Raw genomic sequence first — 20,494 nt, forward strand, 5'->3', positions numbered from 1 at the left:
CGGAAGTAAACGAGAACACTCGCTACCCCGGGATATCCCATCATCATTTCCCTTTAAATTCCGGTTTCCGCTTCTCCGCAAAAGCCGCTAACGCCTCCAACCGATCTTCCGTCGGGATAGTAATTTCATACGCTTTCCGCTCGATCGCAAGCCCCGTCTGCAAATCGGTGTTCATTCCATGCTTAATCGCGAATTTCGCTTGCTGCAACGCAATCGGTCCATTCGCGAGCAGCCCCTCTGTAAACTGGTCTACCGTTTCGAGTAAAATATCCGCCGGAGCGACACCCGTCAACATGCCGTATACAAGCGCATCATCCGCTTTCAGCCGCCTCGCCGTCAAAATAAGCTCCATCGCTTTCGCCTCTCCGATCAATCTTGGCAGCCGCTGTGTCCCGCCAGCTCCTGGAATGATTGCGAGCCCCGTTTCCGTCAGTCCCATTACTGCCGAATCCGCCGCGAACCTGAAATCACAAGCTAAAGCAAGCTCCATTCCGCCGCCGAACGCATACCCGTTTAACATTGCAATCGTCGGCTGCGGCAAATTTCCCACCATGGTAAACACTTCGCCGATCTTGTAAATATTCCGTTTCACTTGCGAATCCGTCAGCAGCCTTCGCTCCTTCAAATCAGCCCCCACACTGAATGCACGGTCCCCAGAGCCCGTAAAGATGACAGCCCTGATATCGGGATTGATGCGAATCGACTCGATCACTTGTCCTAGTTCTGACAGCATATTGTAATTGAACGCATTCATCGCTTCCGGACGGTGCAACGTCACCTTCGCGACGTGCCCCACTTGTTCAAATAGTAGTGTTTCCATTGTGAAACCTCCCATTTCCTCTAACTTTCTTCCAACATATCATTTTTCTCAATCGACCGCTATTAAAATAGTTTGAAAATTAATAGTAAAAGAGGACCAGTTTTGGTATACTGATTGCATTGAGAGGTGGGAACATGGAGGCACATATATTTGTAGGAAGACAGCCTATTTTGGACACCGAAGGGCACATTTATGGGTATGAACTGCTGTACCGTAATAGTGAAAAAAACAGCTTCCCGAATATCGATCCTGAGCAGGCAACAATCCAATTGCTTATCAATACGTTTTTATCAATTGGCGTCGATCAGATTTCGGGGGATTCTAAGTCATTCATCAATTTCTCCGGTGACCTGCTCATTAAGGACATTTTTTCAAGCTTGAAGCCGGAATATGTCGTCATCGAAATTTTAGAGGACGTTGAAATTACTCCAGCTCTCATCTCAAGAATTAGGGAGATCAAGCAGGACGGATTTCAACTTGCGCTCGACGACTTTATCATGCAAGACCAATACGCCTTACATACCGAATTATTTGAGCTGATCGATTATGTGAAAGTGGATTTTCTCGCCGTAGACGAAAAGGGTAGACGTGCGATTGAGAAATTCATTAAACAATATCCTCATATTCAAATGCTTGCGGAAAAAATCGAAACTGAAGAGCAGTTTCAGATTGCAAAAAAGAGCGGATATGATCTGTTCCAAGGGTATTTCTTCGCCAAGCCCGAAATTATCAAAGGCGTCGAAATTCCTGCGAACCTCAATTTGCATATGCAAATTATTAACAGGCTGAATGAAACGGACCCGAACATCGACGAAATCGCAAATCTCATACTCCATGACATCTCACTGACGTACAAATTGCTGCGATTTATAAACACGATGAACTTTAATATTCCGAAAAGCGTCGGCTCTGTCAAGCAGGCGATTGTCTTGATCGGCTTGCGTGAATTGAGGAAATGGATGCGGATTTTAATGCTGCAAGATATCGGTGATCATTCATCGAGCGGCCGCATTAAAGCGCTCGTTTCCTATTCGATGTCACGTGCAAAAATGTGTGAACTCATCGCAGTCCGCACAGGGTATCCGAATGGAGACGAGCATTTCTTCGTCGGACTTTTTTCATTGCTCGACGTCATTATGAAGCGCGGCTGGGACAATATTATACCGATGTTCCCGTTTTCCAAGGATGTGGCGGAAACATTGCAAGGAAAGAAAACCGACTTGAGCCCGTACTTGGAACTTTCCATCGCGACGGAGCGGTTTGAATTGGAAAGGATCGAGAGAATCGGAAAACAGTTCGGTGTGTCGAAAGAGGAGATTGCTGCGTTTTCGAATAAAGCGAACCAGTGGGCGCGAACTCTTGAGAGGTGAGCTTTTAAAGCTTTTCATTTCACCTGCATATCAAGTAGAATATTATGCAGGAGTTGATTTGAAGTGAAAACAGCAATTGTAACAGATAGTACGGCATATTTGCCACCATACATAATGGACAAGCTCGATATCCACGTCATCCCGCTGACAGTGACGATTGACGGACATGCCTACGAAGAGGAAGTCAATCTGACGTCAGCGGATTTCTATGATAAAGTTCGCGGCGAAGGACCATTGCCGAAAACATCCCAGCCGCCCGTCGGGAAATTCGTCGAGCTATTCGAATCTTTGAAAGCGGACTATGATGCCGTCATTTCGATCCACCTTTCGAGCGGCATAAGCGGTACATACGCAGGTGCCGGCCAAGCAGGAGAAATGGTGGAAGGCCTAGACGTCCGCACGTTCGACTCGGAAATTTCGTGCTATGTCCAAGGATTTTACGTCATCCGGGCAGCTGAAAGGGCGAAAGAAGGTGCTACTCCTGATGCAATTATGGCGGAGCTCGAGGAAATGAAAATGACAACGCGCGCCTACTTCATGGTGGACGACCTTGCACATTTACAGCGTGGCGGCAGACTGTCTGGCGCACAAGCATTGATCGGCGGCCTATTGCAAGTGAAGCCAATCCTTCATTTCCAAGACAAAGTGATCGTCCCATTCGAAAAGATCCGCACACGCAAAAAAGCGATGAAACGCATCGCCGACATGCTCGCAGAAGACGCTGAAAAAATGCATCTCGACGCAGCAATCATCCACGCCAACCAACCTGAAGAAGCGGAAATCTGGTTAGCGGAACTATCCGAACGCCTTCCTGATGTCAATTTCACTATCAGCCACTTCGGCCCGGTCATCGGTACACATTTGGGTGAGGGATCGATGGGGCTTGGATGGACTCGGCGAAAAGCGTAAGCGGCCGTCTAGATGCGACAGGCATAAGGCGGACCTGCGAAACGGCGCTTTTTGCCGTGCAGCAGGGCTGACTTATGACCCGAGCGTCTGGCCGCTGGAGTCTAGACAAGCGGAAAGCGTAATGCTTGATTCAGATAAGGGCTCAATTAATTGTACAAAGGCTCATTTATTTTGAGGAAGGCTCAATTAATTGCACCAGGGCTCATTTATTTCGAAAAAGGCTCAATTAATCCTACAAGGGCTCCTTTATTCCAAGGAGGGCTCTATTAATCACTTAAAGGAACAATAGGTCAAAAGCATTCTGCGCGGCACAACGCATCATTAACCAAGTTCTTGCCGCGTACAACTACAAAATTAACAAAAGTGGGGGTGTGAACATGACAAAACCATTCAATCCGGCGATTCGTGATTTTCTGAACGGCCGGATTTGGTTGCGCATGCACACCCCTTTTCCACGTGAAGAAATCGATGTGCTTATTGACGCAGGTCATATTCAAACAATCAAAGGCATCGAATCAAAACCATCTTTTCTGAATCAAAAACGCCACTTCTGCAACCGGTGTGAAAACGATGATCCGACCCGTTTCACGACATTCCACTGCGCCAAATGTGAAGGACCGTGCACGTATTGCAGACAATGTCTGAAGATGGGGCGTGTTTCTTCTTGCACGGAGCTCATCGTCTGGATTGGCGAAAAGCCGGAATACCCGACGAACCACACAATCGCCTGGCAAGGCACACTTACACCCCATCAGCAAAAAGCATCCGACGAACTGACTGAAAGCCAAAACAAACGAGTGTCCCATCTCATCTATGCCGTTTGCGGATCAGGGAAGACGGAAATCTTGTTCCAACCTATACATAAGCTGCTCATCGAAGGAAAACGTGTTTGCATCGCGACGCCTCGCGTCGATGTCATTCTTGAACTCGAACCGAGATTGCGCGCAGCTTTTCCTGAAACGAAAATCGAAGCGTTATACGGCGGTGCCAAGCCGACAATGGAAGCTTCCCAGCTCGTCCTCGCGACAACCCATCAGCTATACAGATTCCGGCACGCATTTGATGCCGTCTTCGTCGACGAAGCGGACGCTTTCCCATACAAGGCTGATGCAACATTGCAAAAGGCTGTCCAAAAAGCGGTCAAACCGGGCTTTCCAGTCCATTACGTCACAGCAACACCTTCAGATAAGCTCCTGTCGGATATCAAACGGATGGGCTTTGTCTCCATCATTAACCGCCGCTACCATGGCCATCCATTGCCTGTCCCGACATATATCCCGTTATGGAGCTACGAAAAGCAAATCCGAAAAGGCGTCCTTCCGAAAAAACTTATCCAATGGACGGAACAACGGCTTACTAACAAGGAACCATTCCTCATCTTCTTCCATCATATCGGATTAATGGAGGAAGCAGAGCCTTTATTCCAGCACATCGATCCGCGCATCCGCTCTGTCCACGCGTCGCTTCCGGACCGGAAAGAGCATGTGCAAGCGTTGCGGAATAAAGAACTGCCAGGTCTGTTAACGACAACAATCCTTGAACGCGGCATTACAATCCCGAATGTCCAAGTGGCGGTCGTCGGTGCTGAGCAACAAATCTTCGACAAAGGCGCACTCATCCAAATTGGCGGCAGGGTCGGACGGTCAGTAGATTATCCGTCCGGTGATTTCATCCTGTTCCATAACGGCATCACATATGCGATGGACGAAGCGAAGACGGAAATTGACAAATTAAACAAAGGAGGCGTCCGCACATGAATTGCCTCCTTTGTGAGCAGAAACTTGCCTCTACACCGAGCTGGCATTCTCTCTTTGCCATTGAAAAGACATCATTAATTTGTGAAAACTGTTCAAAAAGCTTCGAACGGGTCGACATAAAAGAGGAAGGCGATCCGATCGATCACGTCACTTCTATCTATACATACAACGAACCGATGCGCGAATATCTCCACCAATACAAATTCCTCCAAGACGTCGCACTCGCAGGCGTATTCGGAGAGGAAATGCGCACGGAACTGACAAGGAAGGACGCCATTATCGTACCGGTCCCAATGCATCCGCAAAAGAAAATCGAGCGAACTTTCGCTCACGTCGAGGAAATGCTTAAGGAAGCACGCATTCCATTCGAAGACCTACTCCTTAAGACAAACACCGAAGTGATGGGAGAGAAAACGAGAGAAGAGCGGCTTGCCATGCGCAATTTATTCACAATCAAACCCGGAAGCGAAATCCAAAATACGACCTACATACTCGTCGATGACATTTACACAACTGGCACGACGCTCCGACAAGCAGCAACCGTCCTGAAGGAAGCTGGCGCTAGTCGAGTGGAGGCAGTCACGCTCATCCGTGCCGAAAAATAGGAGGAAATTATTATGGCAGACTTACGAAATTGCCCAACTTGCGGCGATTTTTTCAACTACACTGGTATACGCGAAGTATGCGCCAAATGCGCGCGCGACGAAGAAGAAAAGTACGAGGAAGTGTATCGCTTCCTAAGAAGACGTGAAAACCGCGCCGCAACAATCGAGCGGATCGTCGAAGTGACAGGCGTCACCGAAACATTGCTGCATAAATGGGTACGGAAAGGCCGCCTGCAACCGGCATTATTCCCGAACTTGGGTTACCCATGCGACAACTGCGGCAAGCTCACGACAAAAGGCAAACTTTGCGTAAACTGCACTGAGGAACTGAAAAGTGGCCTGCGCCAATTCGAAGCCGCTCAAGAATTCAGGGAAGCAGTCCAAAAAAGCGAATCTGGCACATATTTGGCAGATCGAAACCGAAATGAATAAGGATTCCATAGCATTACGACCATTACGCATCGACGATTATGAAGCCGTCCTCAACTGGAGCAAGGACGATCTATTCTGTGCCGCAAACGACTGGGATAGAAATCGCGATGCAGAGGAGCTTTATCAATGGTGGGTTCATTGTGTAAACATCCAAGCGGAAGATTTCATCAGAATGGGAATTGAATACGAAGGCAAACTGATCGGCTATGCCGACTTGGCGAATATAGAAGGGAACGCCGCCGAAATAGGCATCGCAATCGGTGACTCTTCGATATGGGGACAAGGCATCGGATATCATTCGACGTTCAGTTTAATGAACTACGCATCCTTGAAACTAGGAATCACAGATTTTATTGCAGAAACAAACGATTCAAATATCCGCTCACAAAAAATGCTGCACAACCTTGGGTTCAAGGAAGTGAGCAGGATCGGTAGCGAAGAATATATGGGGAAAGACAGCCAGTTGATTCAATTTAGGCTTACAAACGCATAAAACCTAAGAACTACGCATAAATGCCGAGAAAAACTCATAAATCTCAAAATGTACGCATAAAACTCAAGAGATACGCATAAATCCGCCCAACCACGCATAAACGCTCTACACCGACTTGCAGAAGTCGGTTTTTTCCTCCTTCTAAAGGAAACAATAAGCTAGGACTACCCCTGCAAAACGCACAAACTTCGTTTTCCTTCAAAAGACCCTAAACGTTGTCACAAATCTGCCGAAATAAGAGGTAAGACCAAATTGACACATCGAAAGGAGCGAGACATATGAAAATCAATAAAATTAACATCCCTCCCGTCAACCCTTACCGGACGAATCAACTGAAAGCCGAGCAAGCGAAGGAACAGGCGAAAATCAAAACGGATAAACTTGAAATCTCATCCGAAGCGAAGCAGCTCTCCGAAACATCACCGATCACAACACAACGGAACGAGCGCGTGCAGCAGTTGAAAGCAGAAATCGAATCAGGGAACTACAAAGTGGACGCTGAAAAACTCGCTTCCAATCTAATTAAGTACTACAAAAAATAACCAAAAGAAATACGATAAGAGAAAGCAGGGGTCTCCATGTCAATAGAAACAATCCTTTCCATACTCGACAACTTGGAAAAACTGCATAAGAGCCTGCTTCGCATTGCAAACGAAAAAACTGCGCTCATTAAAAACGGCGACATCAGTGGCATCGACCAGCTTATGAAAGACGAGCAGGCACATCTTGCTGCCATCGTCCAAATGGACAATGACAGGCAAAAAGCGGTCATCGCCTACTTGAAGGGACAAGGACGTCCCGTGCCGATGAACCCGACAATCGCCAATCTGATCGAAGCAACACCCGAACCGGAAAAGAACCAACTTGTGGAGGCGAAGGACCGTCTCCTGCATGCGATTCATGAATTGAAATGGCAAAACGACTTGAACCAAAAACTGACATACCAATCCCTTCAATTCGTGAATCTGTCGCTGGACATGATCCGCCCGCGTCCGGAATCGGCTACCTACTCAAAAACTGAAATCAACGGCAGAAAAGAGAAGAAGGAACTACCAAACTTCGACTCACAAGCCTAAGGAGGAACACAATGCGCTCCACATTCATGGGACTCGAAACGAATAAACGCGGACTGTACACACAACAATCCGGACTCTATACAACAGGACACAACATCAGCAACGCCAACACTCTTGGCTACACCCGCCAACGCGTCAACATGCAAGCAACGTCCGGCTTCCCTGGTGTCGGCCTCAATACACCGACAATGCCCGGCTTCCTCGGAACAGGTGTTGAAGCAGGTTCGATTCAACGTATCCGTGATGGATTCGTCGACCAGCAGTTCAGACAAGAATCGAACAAGCTCGGCTATTGGGAATCAAGATCAAAAGCTATTTCACAAATGGAAGACGTCCTGGCAGAACCATCCGCATACGGTCTGCAGCAATCATTAAGCGACTTCTGGCAGTCCCTACAAACACTCGCGGCAAATCCGGAAAATGGTGGGGCACGCGCTGTCGTCGTTCAAAACGGGAAAGCAGTGGCGGATTCATTCAACTACATGCATAAATCTTTGTCGGAAATCCAAACGAATCTTGGAAAGGAAATCGGTGTCTCCACAAAGAAAATTAATACCCTTCTAGAACAAATAGGATCGCTGAATAAACAAATCTCGGAAGTCGAACCGAACGGGTATATGCCAAACGACTTGTATGATGCACGAGACCAATTGTTAGATGAATTGTCCACATATGTACCGATTGAAGTCAGCTATGAAAAATCCGGAGGACGAGCTTTGGAAATAGCTGAAGGTACGGTGACGGTCAAGATAAAGACGTCTGGTGATCCAATCACGGTAGTGCAAAAGAGTAGTTACTCAAAACTGACACCAGAAGGAACAGATGGCACTGACTCTGAAGGTAATCCTATAGGGGATATGAAGGGATTCACTATCTCTGGCGGACCTGCGGAAGTAAATACATTAGATGTAAACGATATGCAGCTAGCAGGATCGCTTAAATCATTGGCGAATTCTTATGGTTATGAGGATAGGGCAGGTGTAATTAAAGGCCTATATCCTGAAATGCTAGCAAAGCTAGATAAAATGGCAGATGCATTTATGAAGGCGTTTAATGAAGTTCATGCATCTGGGCAACCGCTTCCTACACCTGAAGGTCAACCTACTAAAGAAAAAGTTGAGGATTTCTTTGAAGGCTCTGGAGCATCTGGCATCAAAGTGGCCGATGCCATCGAAAACGATCCTAGTAGAATCAATGCTTCAAGTGCAGCAGGTGAAGTTGGAAATGCGGAAAATGCAAAAAAATTAGGGGACGTACTCTTTAAACCCCTAGGAGATTTAGAAGGATCTAGTATACAAACCTATTACTCAGGCGTAATCGGCGAGCTTGGCGTTCAAGGCGAACAAGCGGTGAAAATGTCTCTAAACTCGGTAACACTTCTAGGGGCAGTCTCCAACCGCCGAGACTCTATCAGTTCTGTCTCGCTCGATGAAGAAATGACAGATATGATCAGATTCCAACAAGCATACAACGCTTCTGCCCGCATGATTACCGTCATGGACGAAACACTTGACAAAATTATCAACGGCATGGGCGTTGTCGGTCGATAAGAAGGGGGAAACAACTAAATGCGTGTAACACAATCAATGCTATCGAACAATATGCTCCGCAATTTAACGTCGAGCTATAATAAAATGGGCAAGCTGCAAGAACAGCTGAGTTCCGGTAAGAAGGTTAACCGTCCATCCGATGACCCTGTCGTTGTTATGAAGGGCATGGGCTACCGGATGCAAGTTGACAAAGTCGCCACTTACCAGAAGAATCTTGGTGAAGTGAACAACTGGCTCGACAGTTCCGATGATGCACTTGACGGCGTTGGGCAAGTCTTGCACCGTGCAAAAGAACTTGTGACGAATGCTGCGAATACAGGGACGATGACACCTGAGGATCGTGAGAAGATTAAGATTGAGCTAAAGCAACTTCAAAAACAAATACAAGACTTGGCTAACACTAAGGTTGGGGATAAATATATCTTCAGCGGCACGATGACTGACAAACCCTTATATAATAAAGCAACGGGTAATAATGGGGATGTCATTGGAATTGAAACGGATCCAGCTTTCAAAAGTAGTGTAGAAATAGAAGTGTTTGATGGAGTATCCTTAAAAGTGAATACGGATGCTGCCAATTTATTTAAAGGCATAGATGATCTGTTTGGGAAGCTTACTGAGGACGGCGATGGAGTTGACTTCAGTGCAGCACTACAAGACATAGAAAATCAAATGGATGCTGTCCTTACAGCTCGTGCAGACATCGGCGCTCGCTCCAACCGCGCAGAACTCATGCATAACCGCCTAGAAATGCAAGAAGGCGCAGCGAAAAAACAGCAATCCGAAAACGAAGATATTGACTACGAAAAAGTAATCACTGAAATGCTCACTGAGGAATCGATCCATCGAGCTGCTCTATCTGTTGGCGCACGCATCATCCAGCCATCACTAGTAGACTTTTTACGATAATAAATAATGAAGGCGTTTGGATACACTCCGAGCGCCTTTCCAAAAGGTGAAGCGAATGAATATTCCACAATTGCAAATCCAAACGACAAGGGGCATTCTAGGACTTCAAATCGACAAACCGATCCAAGAAATCGAGCAGCCCAAAGCGACTCTCACACAGAAACAACCTGCCGCTATTTTGGAAATGTCTTCGACAAGACCACAACTATCACTTGATACAACTGAAGTACGTGCGGATATTGACTTGAAAAGTCCGTTGAGGCGTTCAGCCGAAAACGCCCAATACGGATTGCAACAACTCATGGAAGGCATCGCCCGCCGAGCACAGGAAGGCCAGCAGCTCGTGCAGATCGAAAACGGAGGCGGGGCAATCGCCGATATCGCTAAACAGAATGGTACACCGCCGCCAAAGCAAATGGCCTTCAAATTCGTCGGCGACCGGACAAAAATCCAAATGTCCTTCCAACCAGGCTCACTTAACATCAACGCAACACCGCAAAAACCGGTGTTAGACGTCCAAATCAACAAACCGATCCATAACTATACACAAGGCAAAGTGACCGGTGTCATGGAACAGTATCCTTCCATCCAAATCGATTGGAAACTATGAAGAACGTAACCAAAACGTTCTTTTTTTATGCAAGAAAACTAGAACATGCTATGCTATTCAATAACTGATCGAATCAGCAAAGGAGCGAAAACATATGAACATCCAAACAAAATTCCATGGCGAAATCGAAATCCATACGGACCAACTATGGAACTTCCCAAAAGGTATTCCAGGATTTGAAGACGAAAAGGAATTTATTCTTCTTCCTATTGAAGGAAACGATATTTTCCAAGTCTTACAGTCTTCCAATACATCATCGGTTGCGTTCATCGTCACTAATCCATACACGCTAGTCGCAGACTACTCATTCGACATCGATGAACCGACAATCGAACTGCTCGACATCGAAAAACCGGAAGATGTATTCGTACTAGGCATTCTAACACTGAAACAGCCATTCGAAACATCGACCATCAACTTGCAAGCACCACTCATCTTCCAAATGAACAGCAGAAAAGCAAAGCAAATGATCATAAACGACAACCGTTTTACTACCCGCCACACAATTGGCCAACCGAAGGAGGCAAAATGACATGCTAGTCCTCTCTCGTAAAACAAATGAAACAATCAAAATCGGCGATGGCATCGAGATTCGCATACTTGAAGTTAAGGGCGACACAATCCGAATCGGCATAGAAGCTCCGAAAAATGTAGACATCCTTCGAGGTGAACTCATCCAGTCAATCACAGAAACAAACACAGAAGCACTTACATTAGACACTTCCCTCTTCTCTCAACTAACAAAGAAAGAGCAATAACACTTCAAAATGGATGCCTTGGAATACTTCCAGGCGTCCATTTTCAAACCGCAATAAACTTTCCTTATAATAAACCAAAATTCAACAAAAACTTTTAGAAAACGCTAAACTCCTAACCAACTTGTCCGATACTAATATTGTAAGCGGCAGTAACGAGTTCGGCCGGCTCTTACTCCGTGAGCAACAAATTACTTAGGGTCACAAGGACGTGAACCCATAAACACTCAAGGAGGAAAATTACAATGAGAATTAACCACAATATCGCGGCACTTAACACACACCGCCAACTAGGTGCTAACAACACACAAGCATCTAAGAACCTAGAAAAACTATCTTCAGGTCTTAAAATCAACCGTGCAGGAGACGACGCAGCAGGTCTTGCAATCTCCGAAAAAATGCGTGGTCAAATCCGCGGTTTGGACATGGCTCAGAAAAACTCACAGGATGGTATTTCTTTAATCCAAACTGCTGAAGGTGCACTAAATGAAACACATGCAATTCTTCAACGTATGCGTGAATTGGCTGTGCAATCATCCAACGACACAAATACTTTAGATGACCGTAAAGAAATTCAAAAAGAAGTTGAACAATTAAAAGCTGAAGTGAACCGCATTTCTGAAACTACTGAGTTTAATACGAAAAAATTACTGAACGGTAGTCTTGGTGTAAATGGAACATCAAGTGATAAAGATGTATTGGGTGTTGTTACTGCAACAGGTCTTACAAAAGGTGATTATAATTTTACAGTAGACACAGCTGCTACAAAAGCAACTGCAGCAGCAGGTGGGACAGATTTCACAACAGCTTCAGACGTTTCTGGAAAAGAATTAGTTATTAATGGAACTAAAATTGATTTTAGCGGGATGACAAACGCTGATACAGCCGCAATTGTTGCGAAAATCAATGAATATAAAGACGTTACAGGTGTTGAAGCGTCTGGTACTGCAGAAATCACTTTAACACAAACATCTTTTGGCTCAGATGCTGAAATAGTTTTAGGTGGAGCAGATGCAGCAGAATTTGGTGGTACTGTTGCTGCAGGTGTTGATGCAGTAGTTACTGTTGAAGCGCCAAATGGAGCAACAGAACAAGTAACAGGTATTGGCCAATCTATTACCTATAAGGGTGCTGAGTTTACTGCCAAAGGTGCTGCGACTGACACAGCAACTGTTTCAGTTACTGGTGGCGGAGCGTCGCTACAAATCGGTGCGAATAAGGATCAACATATGAAAATCGATATCAGTGAAATCAGTGCTAATGTCCTAGGGGATAAGGCGAACGGTGATTATGTAAAAGATATTAATTTATTGACGAAAGACGGTTCGAATGACGCTATCAAAGTATTGGACGATGCTATCCAACAAGTTTCCGGTGAGCGTTCAAAACTTGGTGCATTCCAAAACCGCTTAGAACATACGATTAATAACTTAGGTGCTGCTTCCGAAAACTTAACAGCTGCGGAATCACGTATCCGCGACGTGGATTATGTCTTAGCTGCTGCGTAAGCAGTGACAGACAAAGTCGTCCTGACTGGTAACGGTCAGTGAGTACGATCGGGTGAATTGCTGGAAACCCCTGAAGCTTTCTTCCCCACAACGTAACTGGAAACAGTAAGCGTGACGGGTTGAAAAGAAGAGAGATTGGGCAATCAGCAGCCAAGCTCCTGTCTCGAAAGAGTGGAGAAGGTTCAACGACTAGGGTATACCATCTACAGCACAAGCCATGATGATGAAATCCATAGGAAACGCAAGACTGAGTACCTTGCCGATCCGAAGTGCCCGACCCCTACCGAGCAATCGAAGGGTGAAGATATAGTCTGGTCATTAGTGAAAGCTAATGTTCGCACGATGGCGAAAGAAATGATGGAGTTCACAAAGAACAACATCTTGACTCAAGCAGCACAAGCAATGTTGGCTCAAGCACAACAAACACCACAAGGAGTACTTCAACTCCTACGGTAATGTTGTACGGGCGTCTTAACTGGTAACAGTTAAGATTATCACTGGGTGAATTGCTGGAACCTCCTGAGAGCTCTTCTGCCACAGCGCAACTGGAAACGGTAATCGCGATGGCTTGAAAAACGAAGAGATTGGACAATCAGCAGCGAAGCCCCTGTCGGGAAACCGTGGGGAACGTTCAACGACTAGGATATACCGTCTAAGGCATCCGCTACGACGATGAAATCCGTAGGGTGTTACGAGTCGTAACATTCGAAGTGCCCAGCCCCTTATATAAGGGTGAAGATATAGTCTGACCTTGTTAGAAATAACGAGACAAGTCGCAAGCAAACCAACAACCACAAGGCGTACTTCAACTTCTACGTTAATCTGGTTAATAAAACGCGGTCCGGGATTTCCGGCCGCGTTTTTGAATAAATTCATTTAGGAATGTGATCAATGAAAAATTTAGCAAATATGAATTATATAGAATTAGATGGACTAGAGGTAAAAAAAGAACTTATTGAAGAGGAGCTAGAAATTTCTAAGTTCAATGAAGGCTTAGGTATGGAACTAAATGAGTTATTGAAAGATAACAAGTCCGAAGAAAAGATATTATCGATATTGGAGAGTATTATTTACTCAGATTCATCTTTCCAAGTAACGGATTTCGGTGAATTTCCAAGTAAAAATTTGTATTCATTAATGAAGAATTCAGAGATTGATGAAGGGGAATTCAGAAAGCTCATCAAAATTTTATTTATGAATGGATATATTGATTATTATAAACCCGTCGAATTTGATATTGAAAACGAATCTGAAGCGGTGCTATATGATAATAATTTTTTAATTATAGATCCTACAACGCAATATAGATATAATTTACATAGGCTTTTCAAAAAAGAAAAGCATATTTTTCTTGAAGAATATTTTCATGAGTACCAAGGGAAGGATTCTGAAATTCGCAATTACTATAAAATACTTTATTTTGGTAGTATTTTAGATTTAATAAGTTCTAATGAATCCCAAATAAAATTAACAAGCAAAGGACTACATTACTTACATTTAAATGCGAGTAAACGGACTGTCAAGTTAATGGAAGAGCAAAAGAATATATTGGAAGGTATAAATAAGACAAAAATAAATCAAACACATTTGTTAGAAGAATTCGAACAAAACAAAGAGTCACAAGTGCAGGATATTGAAAAAATAAACAAATTAATAATAAAACATAGTGATAAAATCGATGATTTTTATAAAGATGTAGCAACTATACTTTCCATATTGGTTGCTGCATTTGCAGTCCTTGGTGTAAATATAAGTGCAATACCTAAAATCGAAAGTAATTTTACGGCAAATATATTAGCCATGAACCTTTCTATAATATTGTGTCTATTAATTTTGTTTTATATATTAAAAACATTAGTTTTTGATTCTAAAATTGAGGATAATAAGTTTACAATCTTCTTAATCACAACAGTAATTGGAATAATAGCTGTGTTTGTTTATTTAGAATATAATCATGAAAGTAACATAGACATCATTGAAAAAAAGGTTAATGAAATTATTGAAAATTATTCTGAGAAAAATAAGCAAGAAGTAAATTTATTAAAACAGGAATTGGAAAAGCTGCAAAAGTAAAATAAAAAGCAAAAACTTCCACATTGTTGAAGCAAAAGACAAAACACGGCCGGGGTTTCCAGCCGTGTTTTTAAATTTTATGCATTATATAAACTATAAATAGGGTAGTTGAAATGATGATTCGTTTATTGAATTACTACAATTACTAGGAAATACTATTCAATTTTCATTTTTTTGAAAGAAACTTGTAAATTGCATTGAATTCTGTCTAAAACACTGCCTAGTCCCTCTAATAAAATTCACCAAACTGTATTCTTTCGCGGAGGACCAGCCTATATAGATAGCGAAGCGGTTGTCCATACAATTAACTAATTGAGGTGAAGAAAGGTGGAACAAGGCTGGATAAGAGTACATAGGTCATTGTTGGATAAGCCAATTTGGACGAATGCGACGTCGGATTAGAAAGTGATTTTGGTAACGTTACTGATGATGGCGACACACAAAGAAAGGCAGTGGAAATGGAAAGGGGTTTCATATTCGTTGCAGCCGGGTCAAATGATAACGTCACTGCCGTCTCTTGAGCGAAAATGCGGCAAAGCTGTTAGCGTGCAGAAAATCCGTACAGCTCTGAAACGATTTGCGAAATATGGATTTTTGACAGACGAATCAACAAATCAAAATCGGCTTATTACCATTGTGAATTGGGTTATTTATCAACGTGATGACAGATCTAGAACACGCGATGTAACAGACAGTCAACAGACCGCTAACAGACAGTTAACACCTAACAAGAATGTTAAGAATGAAAAGAAAGTAATAATTAATTATCCTACAGCTGTTTACGATGAATCATCCGGGTATACTCAACTGGCACTGGCGTTACTTGAAGGAATTCGTAGCAATCATCCCGACCTGAGGGAGCCCAATCTGGGGAAATGGACAAATGACATGAAGCGCATCGTTGTGAATGATCAGCGAACAATTGAACAGGTCCAGCATCTTATAACTTGGTCACAGCAACATCATTTCTGGCGGACAGTTATCCTTTCCCCTACAGCTTTGCGGAGAAATTGGGATCAGATGGTGGCGCAAATGAAGCAGGAGCGTGGTATGAGCAAGGGACAAGTATATCAGTTACCGAAAAGGCGAGTGGAAGAATTCGTGTTAGATCTAACGAAAGGGGAAGCATAGTATTCCTCAGGAATCATTATGCACTTTTGTAAAACTGAAATAATGTCCATACTGACCGATATAAACAATAGTACTGCAAAATTGGATTTGATGGAGGAAACATTTTGAAATTAATTATTGGCAAGCAACATATTGAGTATAAAGAGAAGCCGTCAGCGGATGATGTGATTGAACGGATTAATGAGAGCGTGACGGAAGGGTATTATTTCAGCCATTTTATTTCAGATGGTACGGAAGTTTACGACGAGCACGAGGAGTTTTTGGAGAGCAACTTGGAGGAGATCAAGGAGCTTGAAGTTGTTATTAAGACAGAAAAGGAATTCATGAATGATGTCCTTTTGTCAGCAGAGGAATATTTGCAGCGTGCAATTCCTGAAGTGAGCGCACTTGCTAATGACTTCCAACGTGTTCCGACGAGCGATACATGGGACAGATTTGAAATGCTGTTAGGCGGAGTGGAATGGCTGAACGATATGTTGAAAGTCGTTTGCAATAGCAAAGAACGCCCTTCGAACTCGGAAATGTATCAACAGGTGACATCCAGCATGCAAGCAGAGTTGTCGAAGCTTGGAAAAGCAGTTGAAAAGAAGAAAAATGTTCAAATTTCGACAATCATTAAGAATGGACTGCTGCCGATTTTTGAACGGTTGAAGAAGGAATTTGGAGAGACGATTGATTCGGAGTTTGTTCGTAGGGATTTAAATTAATTCGAAAAGACTTTTTGATTTAAAGGAGAGCGGTTATTAGTACCGTATTAAAAATGGAACGCTGATAATACAAACGATCATATACGAATAACGAAAAGCATTGACGATCACACAAAAGATCATCAATGCTTTTTATTTTCCCCATCAATCTATCATTTTTCCACCTCCCCCGAATATATATAGTTGTAACAATCACCGACAACCTATTCTCGGACAAGCACCACTCCGAGTCCCAAAGGAGGAATCCACCAAATATAAAGAAAAGCCATAACACAACTCGCTCCACAAAATTGAATAAAGGGGGAACTTGCAAATGAAAAAGACATTCACGCTTCTTTTTCTCACTATGATTGTCTTCGCACTCGTCCTTTCCGGTTGCGGAGGGAAGAAGGCGAAGAAAGGGAATGGGGAAATCATCGTTGCGGCGATTTCGGAGCCTGATTCGGTTGATGTGCACCGGACGTCGTCGATGGGAGATGCGAACTCTGCGTTGTATGATCCGTTGATGAAGTATGACGATGATGGGAATATCGTTGGGAATTTGGTGAAGGAGTATACTGTTTCGCCGGATGGCAAGGAAGTGACATTTGAACTGAAAGAGGGTGTTGAATTCCATTCCGGACAGCCTGTGAATGCCGAGGCTCTGAAAAAGTCGTTTGAGCGGTTGATGGAATCGTCACCTTTCAAAACGAATGCAGGCGACATCGAAAGTATCGAAGTTGTTAGTGAATATGTATTTAAGATTCGATGGGTTGAGCCGTTCGCTCCGTTCTTCACGAATGCCACTTCGGATTATTTATCTCCGATTGATGTATCAGTTCTTGATAGTAACGGAGAAGGATTCGAAAAAAATCCTAGTGCCACAGGTGCTTTGAAGCTTAAGGAAATCAAGCGTGGAGATTCGTTAGTGTACGAGCCGAGCGATAAATTTGACTGGGGATCGGATGGGCCAGGCTTTGAAAAAGTGACATTCCGTTTCATTCCTGATGAAGAGACACGGATTCTTGAATTCAAAAAAGGAAATGTCGATGTGTTGGGCAGCGTTCCATACCAATATATCGAAGAGCTTGAGAAGGAAGATGGTGTGACGATCGTACGGGTTCCGAATTATGTGTTGAGCTATCTTGGATGGAATAATAAAAAGCCGATTTTTCAGGATGTACGCGTAAGACAGGCGATTGCACTTGCAATTGATCGGGATTCGATCATTACGAACACGTTTAGAGGCGAAGCGAAGCCAGTATATGGACCGCTGCCGCCAGCGACGTTCGGATATAACGAGGAAATCGAAGAGATGGCTCGTAATAAATATTCGAGGGATCTTGATAAAGCGAAACAATTATTATCTGAAGCGGGTTGGAAAGATACGAATAAAGACGGCATCGTCATGAAGGATGGCAATCCGTTCAAAGTGGACATGTGGGTCGATGATGATCCTGCAAACCAACGCGCAGCGCAAATCATTCAAAATCAATTGAAGGAAATCGGAATTGACCTATCCATATCGGTGAAGGAATCAGCAACAATTATCGAGCAGACGCCGAAGGGTGCGCATGAAATGCTTCTATGGAGCTTCGGTTGGCTGGACGCAGATGTGTTGAACTTCCTTCTATTCGGCGATGGAAAATCGACTCGTCTCCATTATGAAGTGGAAGAGATTTATAGCTTACTGGAAAAAGGCGCAGTTGAAATGGATCAGGAGAAACGGTTGAAGCTGTATGAGGAAGCACAGAAACTATTAGTTGAGCAATCTCCATGGGTTCCTCTATATGTAAAAGAAAACATTACAGCAATCCGGAATTTTGAGGGATTTGAGATTCATCCGAAACGTAATCTCATTATGTGGGAAAACGTCAAAGTGGCAAAATAGTCGATTTCATGGGAACGCAGTCTTGTATTAGACCGTGTTCCCGTATGTATAGGGGTGCATGAAATGTCGTCTTATTTACTGAAGCGTCTGTTGACGATGGGAATCACTTTGATTGGCGTTTCGTTGCTTGTCTTCTTCATGATTCATCTCGTGCCGGGCAATCCGGTAACGTATATATTAGGTGATTTTGCAACGGAAGAATCGATTCGGGAGCTGGAAAGCCGACTCGGATTGGACTTGCCGATCATTACTCAATATTGGACGTATATGTTAAATGCTGTTCAAGGAGATCTCGGAACTTCCTACATTACCGGTTACACAGTAGTGGAGGAGATCTTAAACCGTATCCCGATTACAGCCCAATTGGCATTGTATAGTGTCGTTTTCGGGTCGATCATCGGGATTTTGATGGGGATCATTGCGGCTGTGAAGCAAAATACGATTTACGATCAATTGGCGATGCTGATAGCGCTCGTTGGGATTTCTGCACCAGGTTTTTGGATTGCGTTGTTTTTAATTCTCCTATTCTCCTATCAGCTCGGCATTTTCCCGATTTCGGGATATAGCGGGTTCTACTCGCTCATATTGCCTTCAATTACGCTAGGACTAGGGACAGCTGGAACGATTGCTCGGATGACGCGCTCAAGTATGCTCGATGTCATAAAGCAGGATTATATAAGGACTGCGCAGGCAAAAGGGGCAAGCCTCTACAGACTCATTTTCCACCATAGCTTGCAAAATGCACTCATTCCGGTTGTAACCGTCATCGGAATGCAGTTCGGTTATTTAATGGCAGGAGCAGTCGTAACGGAGACAGTGTTCGCGTTGCCTGGCCTAGGCAGCTTAGTCGTGTCCGCAATTTCAACGCGAGATATTCCAACTGTCCAAGGATTGCTTTTGTTTATGGCTTCGATGATCATACTTGCGAATTTAATTGTGGACTTGCTTTACACAAAGCTGGATCCGCGTATTCGATTTGACTGACGCTTGGGAATGAAAGGGGGAATGGGAATTTGAAACAGTTGGACACCGGGAACGGACCGGTTGTTTATGTAGAAGAAGTTGAAACGAAAACGCACTCGAAGTATCGGAGTTTTTGGAAGAAGCTCAAGAAGAATAAAGGCGCTCTCGTAGGAGCCGGGATTCTCCTGTTCTTCATTACAATGTCCACCCTTGCACCGTTCATCGGTCCGTATCCTGTCAATGAAATGATATTCGAAGACAGTTTACAAGGGCCAAGTGCTAAGCATTTGCTAGGGACGGATGAATTCGGGCGCGATTTATTCACAAGAATGTTATATGGCGGATGCGTGTCGTTGCTAATGGGGCTAGTTGCCGTTTCCATTTCGGGGACGATCGGCGTCATATTAGGGGTCATCGCAGGCTATTATCGAAGGCTTGATATGTATATTATGCAGCTCATGGACATATTGATGGCTTTTCCTTCATTGCTTATGGCGATTGCCATCGTTTCGATTCTTGGGGTCGGGTTGACGAATGCGATGATTGCAGTGGCGATATCAGTCATTCCTTCATTCGTAAGGGTTGTCCGAGGCTCTGTCTTGTCCGTTCGAGAAACGGAATATGTGGAAGCATCAAGAGCGTTAGGCGTGAAAAACTGGAAGATCATCGTGAAACATATTTTGCCGAACGTCGCTTCGCCAATTATCGTACTTGCAACGATTCAATTCGGGAGCAGCATTTTATCCGCCGCGGCACTTAGCTTCCTTGGATTGGGGGCACAACCGCCGAATCCGGAATGGGGTGCGCTTGTATACGTAGGTAAATCATTTTTAAGCCAAGCATGGTGGATGACATTATTCCCGGGGCTTGCAATTATGCTCGTTGTTTTAGGCTTCAATTTATTGGGTGATGGGTTGCGGGATGCTTTGGATCCTAGGCTTAAATAGTGGGGGCGA

21 protein-coding genes and 1 pseudogene are annotated in these 20,494 nt (G+C 44.1%); 21 read left to right on the forward strand and 1 reads right to left on the reverse strand.

What is annotated here, in order from left to right; genetic code table 11:
- Positions 1-43: 43 nt before the first annotated feature.
- Positions 44-820 (reverse strand): enoyl-CoA hydratase-related protein, encoded by a 777-nt coding sequence (locus tag AC0L13_RS04965; protein WP_473644566.1) that lies wholly within the window; start codon positions 818-820, stop codon positions 44-46.
- A 134-nt stretch (positions 821-954) separates the two neighbouring features.
- Here AC0L13_RS04965 and AC0L13_RS04970 point away from each other — a divergent pair, with 134 nt between their 5' ends.
- From AC0L13_RS04970 to AC0L13_RS05070, 21 genes and pseudogenes are all read left to right on the forward strand, one after another.
- Complete coding sequence (locus AC0L13_RS04970) at positions 955-2,190, forward strand: EAL and HDOD domain-containing protein (RefSeq protein ID WP_473644568.1); 1,236 nt, start codon at positions 955-957, stop codon at positions 2,188-2,190.
- 63 nt (positions 2,191-2,253) lie between these two features.
- Positions 2,254-3,099, forward strand: coding sequence for a DegV family protein (locus AC0L13_RS04975; protein ID WP_473644570.1), 846 nt, complete (start codon positions 2,254-2,256; stop codon positions 3,097-3,099).
- Between the two features lie 377 nt (positions 3,100-3,476).
- Positions 3,477-4,856, forward strand: coding sequence for an ATP-dependent helicase ComFA (locus AC0L13_RS04980; protein WP_473644573.1), 1,380 nt, complete (start codon positions 3,477-3,479; stop codon positions 4,854-4,856).
- Positions 4,853-5,461, forward strand: a complete 609-nt coding sequence (locus AC0L13_RS04985) for a ComF family protein (protein WP_473644575.1) — start codon at positions 4,853-4,855, stop codon at positions 5,459-5,461. The genes AC0L13_RS04980 and AC0L13_RS04985 overlap by 4 nt, the downstream gene beginning before the upstream one ends.
- 12 nt (positions 5,462-5,473) lie before the next feature.
- Positions 5,474-5,893, forward strand: coding sequence for a TIGR03826 family flagellar region protein (locus AC0L13_RS04990; RefSeq protein ID WP_473644577.1), 420 nt, complete (start codon positions 5,474-5,476; stop codon positions 5,891-5,893).
- Positions 5,886-6,386, forward strand: a complete 501-nt coding sequence (locus AC0L13_RS04995; RefSeq protein WP_473644579.1) for a GNAT family N-acetyltransferase — start codon at positions 5,886-5,888, stop codon at positions 6,384-6,386. Before AC0L13_RS04990 ends, AC0L13_RS04995 begins: the two co-directional genes overlap by 8 nt.
- A gap of 278 nt (positions 6,387-6,664) precedes the next feature.
- The gene (gene flgM, locus AC0L13_RS05000) at positions 6,665-6,928 is read left to right on the forward strand and encodes a flagellar biosynthesis anti-sigma factor FlgM (protein ID WP_473644581.1); all 264 of its coding nucleotides are present in this window, start codon (positions 6,665-6,667) and stop codon (positions 6,926-6,928) included.
- Positions 6,929-6,964: 36 nt separating this feature from the next.
- On the forward strand, positions 6,965-7,462 hold the full coding sequence (locus AC0L13_RS05005; protein WP_473644583.1) for a flagellar protein FlgN: 498 nt from the start codon (positions 6,965-6,967) through the stop codon (positions 7,460-7,462).
- 11 nt (positions 7,463-7,473) lie between these two features.
- The gene (flgK, locus tag AC0L13_RS05010) at positions 7,474-9,012 is read left to right on the forward strand and encodes a flagellar hook-associated protein FlgK (RefSeq protein ID WP_473644585.1); all 1,539 of its coding nucleotides are present in this window, start codon (positions 7,474-7,476) and stop codon (positions 9,010-9,012) included.
- Between the two features lie 18 nt (positions 9,013-9,030).
- A complete protein-coding gene (gene flgL / locus AC0L13_RS05015; protein WP_473644587.1) occupies positions 9,031-9,921 on the forward strand; it encodes a flagellar hook-associated protein FlgL in 891 nt (296 codons plus the stop codon).
- A 55-nt stretch (positions 9,922-9,976) separates the two neighbouring features.
- The gene (locus AC0L13_RS05020; RefSeq protein ID WP_473644589.1) at positions 9,977-10,531 is read left to right on the forward strand and encodes a DUF6470 family protein; all 555 of its coding nucleotides are present in this window, start codon (positions 9,977-9,979) and stop codon (positions 10,529-10,531) included.
- A 94-nt stretch (positions 10,532-10,625) separates the two neighbouring features.
- Positions 10,626-11,063, forward strand: a complete 438-nt coding sequence (gene fliW, locus AC0L13_RS05025; RefSeq protein ID WP_473644591.1) for a flagellar assembly protein FliW — start codon at positions 10,626-10,628, stop codon at positions 11,061-11,063.
- Position 11,064: 1 nt separating this feature from the next.
- Positions 11,065-11,289, forward strand: a complete 225-nt coding sequence (gene csrA, locus AC0L13_RS05030; protein WP_473644593.1) for a carbon storage regulator CsrA — start codon at positions 11,065-11,067, stop codon at positions 11,287-11,289.
- Between the two features lie 242 nt (positions 11,290-11,531).
- On the forward strand, positions 11,532-12,794 hold the full coding sequence (locus AC0L13_RS05035) for a flagellin N-terminal helical domain-containing protein (RefSeq protein WP_473644595.1): 1,263 nt from the start codon (positions 11,532-11,534) through the stop codon (positions 12,792-12,794).
- 342 nt (positions 12,795-13,136) lie between these two features.
- Positions 13,137-13,250 (forward strand): annotated as a pseudogene (locus tag AC0L13_RS05040) (flagellin); the annotation flags it as partial.
- 435 nt (positions 13,251-13,685) lie between these two features.
- Complete coding sequence (locus tag AC0L13_RS05045) at positions 13,686-14,867, forward strand: hypothetical protein (protein ID WP_473644597.1); 1,182 nt, start codon at positions 13,686-13,688, stop codon at positions 14,865-14,867.
- A gap of 426 nt (positions 14,868-15,293) precedes the next feature.
- A complete protein-coding gene (locus tag AC0L13_RS05050; protein ID WP_473644599.1) occupies positions 15,294-15,998 on the forward strand; it encodes a hypothetical protein in 705 nt (234 codons plus the stop codon).
- Positions 15,999-16,102: 104 nt separating this feature from the next.
- On the forward strand, positions 16,103-16,705 hold the full coding sequence (locus AC0L13_RS05055; RefSeq protein WP_473644601.1) for a DUF8042 domain-containing protein: 603 nt from the start codon (positions 16,103-16,105) through the stop codon (positions 16,703-16,705).
- A 313-nt stretch (positions 16,706-17,018) separates the two neighbouring features.
- Complete coding sequence (locus AC0L13_RS05060) at positions 17,019-18,575, forward strand: ABC transporter substrate-binding protein (RefSeq protein ID WP_473644603.1); 1,557 nt, start codon at positions 17,019-17,021, stop codon at positions 18,573-18,575.
- 63 nt (positions 18,576-18,638) lie between these two features.
- Complete coding sequence (locus tag AC0L13_RS05065; RefSeq protein ID WP_473644606.1) at positions 18,639-19,559, forward strand: ABC transporter permease; 921 nt, start codon at positions 18,639-18,641, stop codon at positions 19,557-19,559.
- Between the two features lie 29 nt (positions 19,560-19,588).
- Positions 19,589-20,485: an ABC transporter permease gene (locus AC0L13_RS05070; RefSeq protein ID WP_473644608.1), complete on the forward strand. Its 897-nt coding sequence runs from the start codon at positions 19,589-19,591 to the stop codon at positions 20,483-20,485.
- Positions 20,486-20,494: the final 9 nt, after the last annotated feature.

The sequence above is a fragment of the Sporosarcina sp. QA0331 genome (assembly GCF_055808055.1).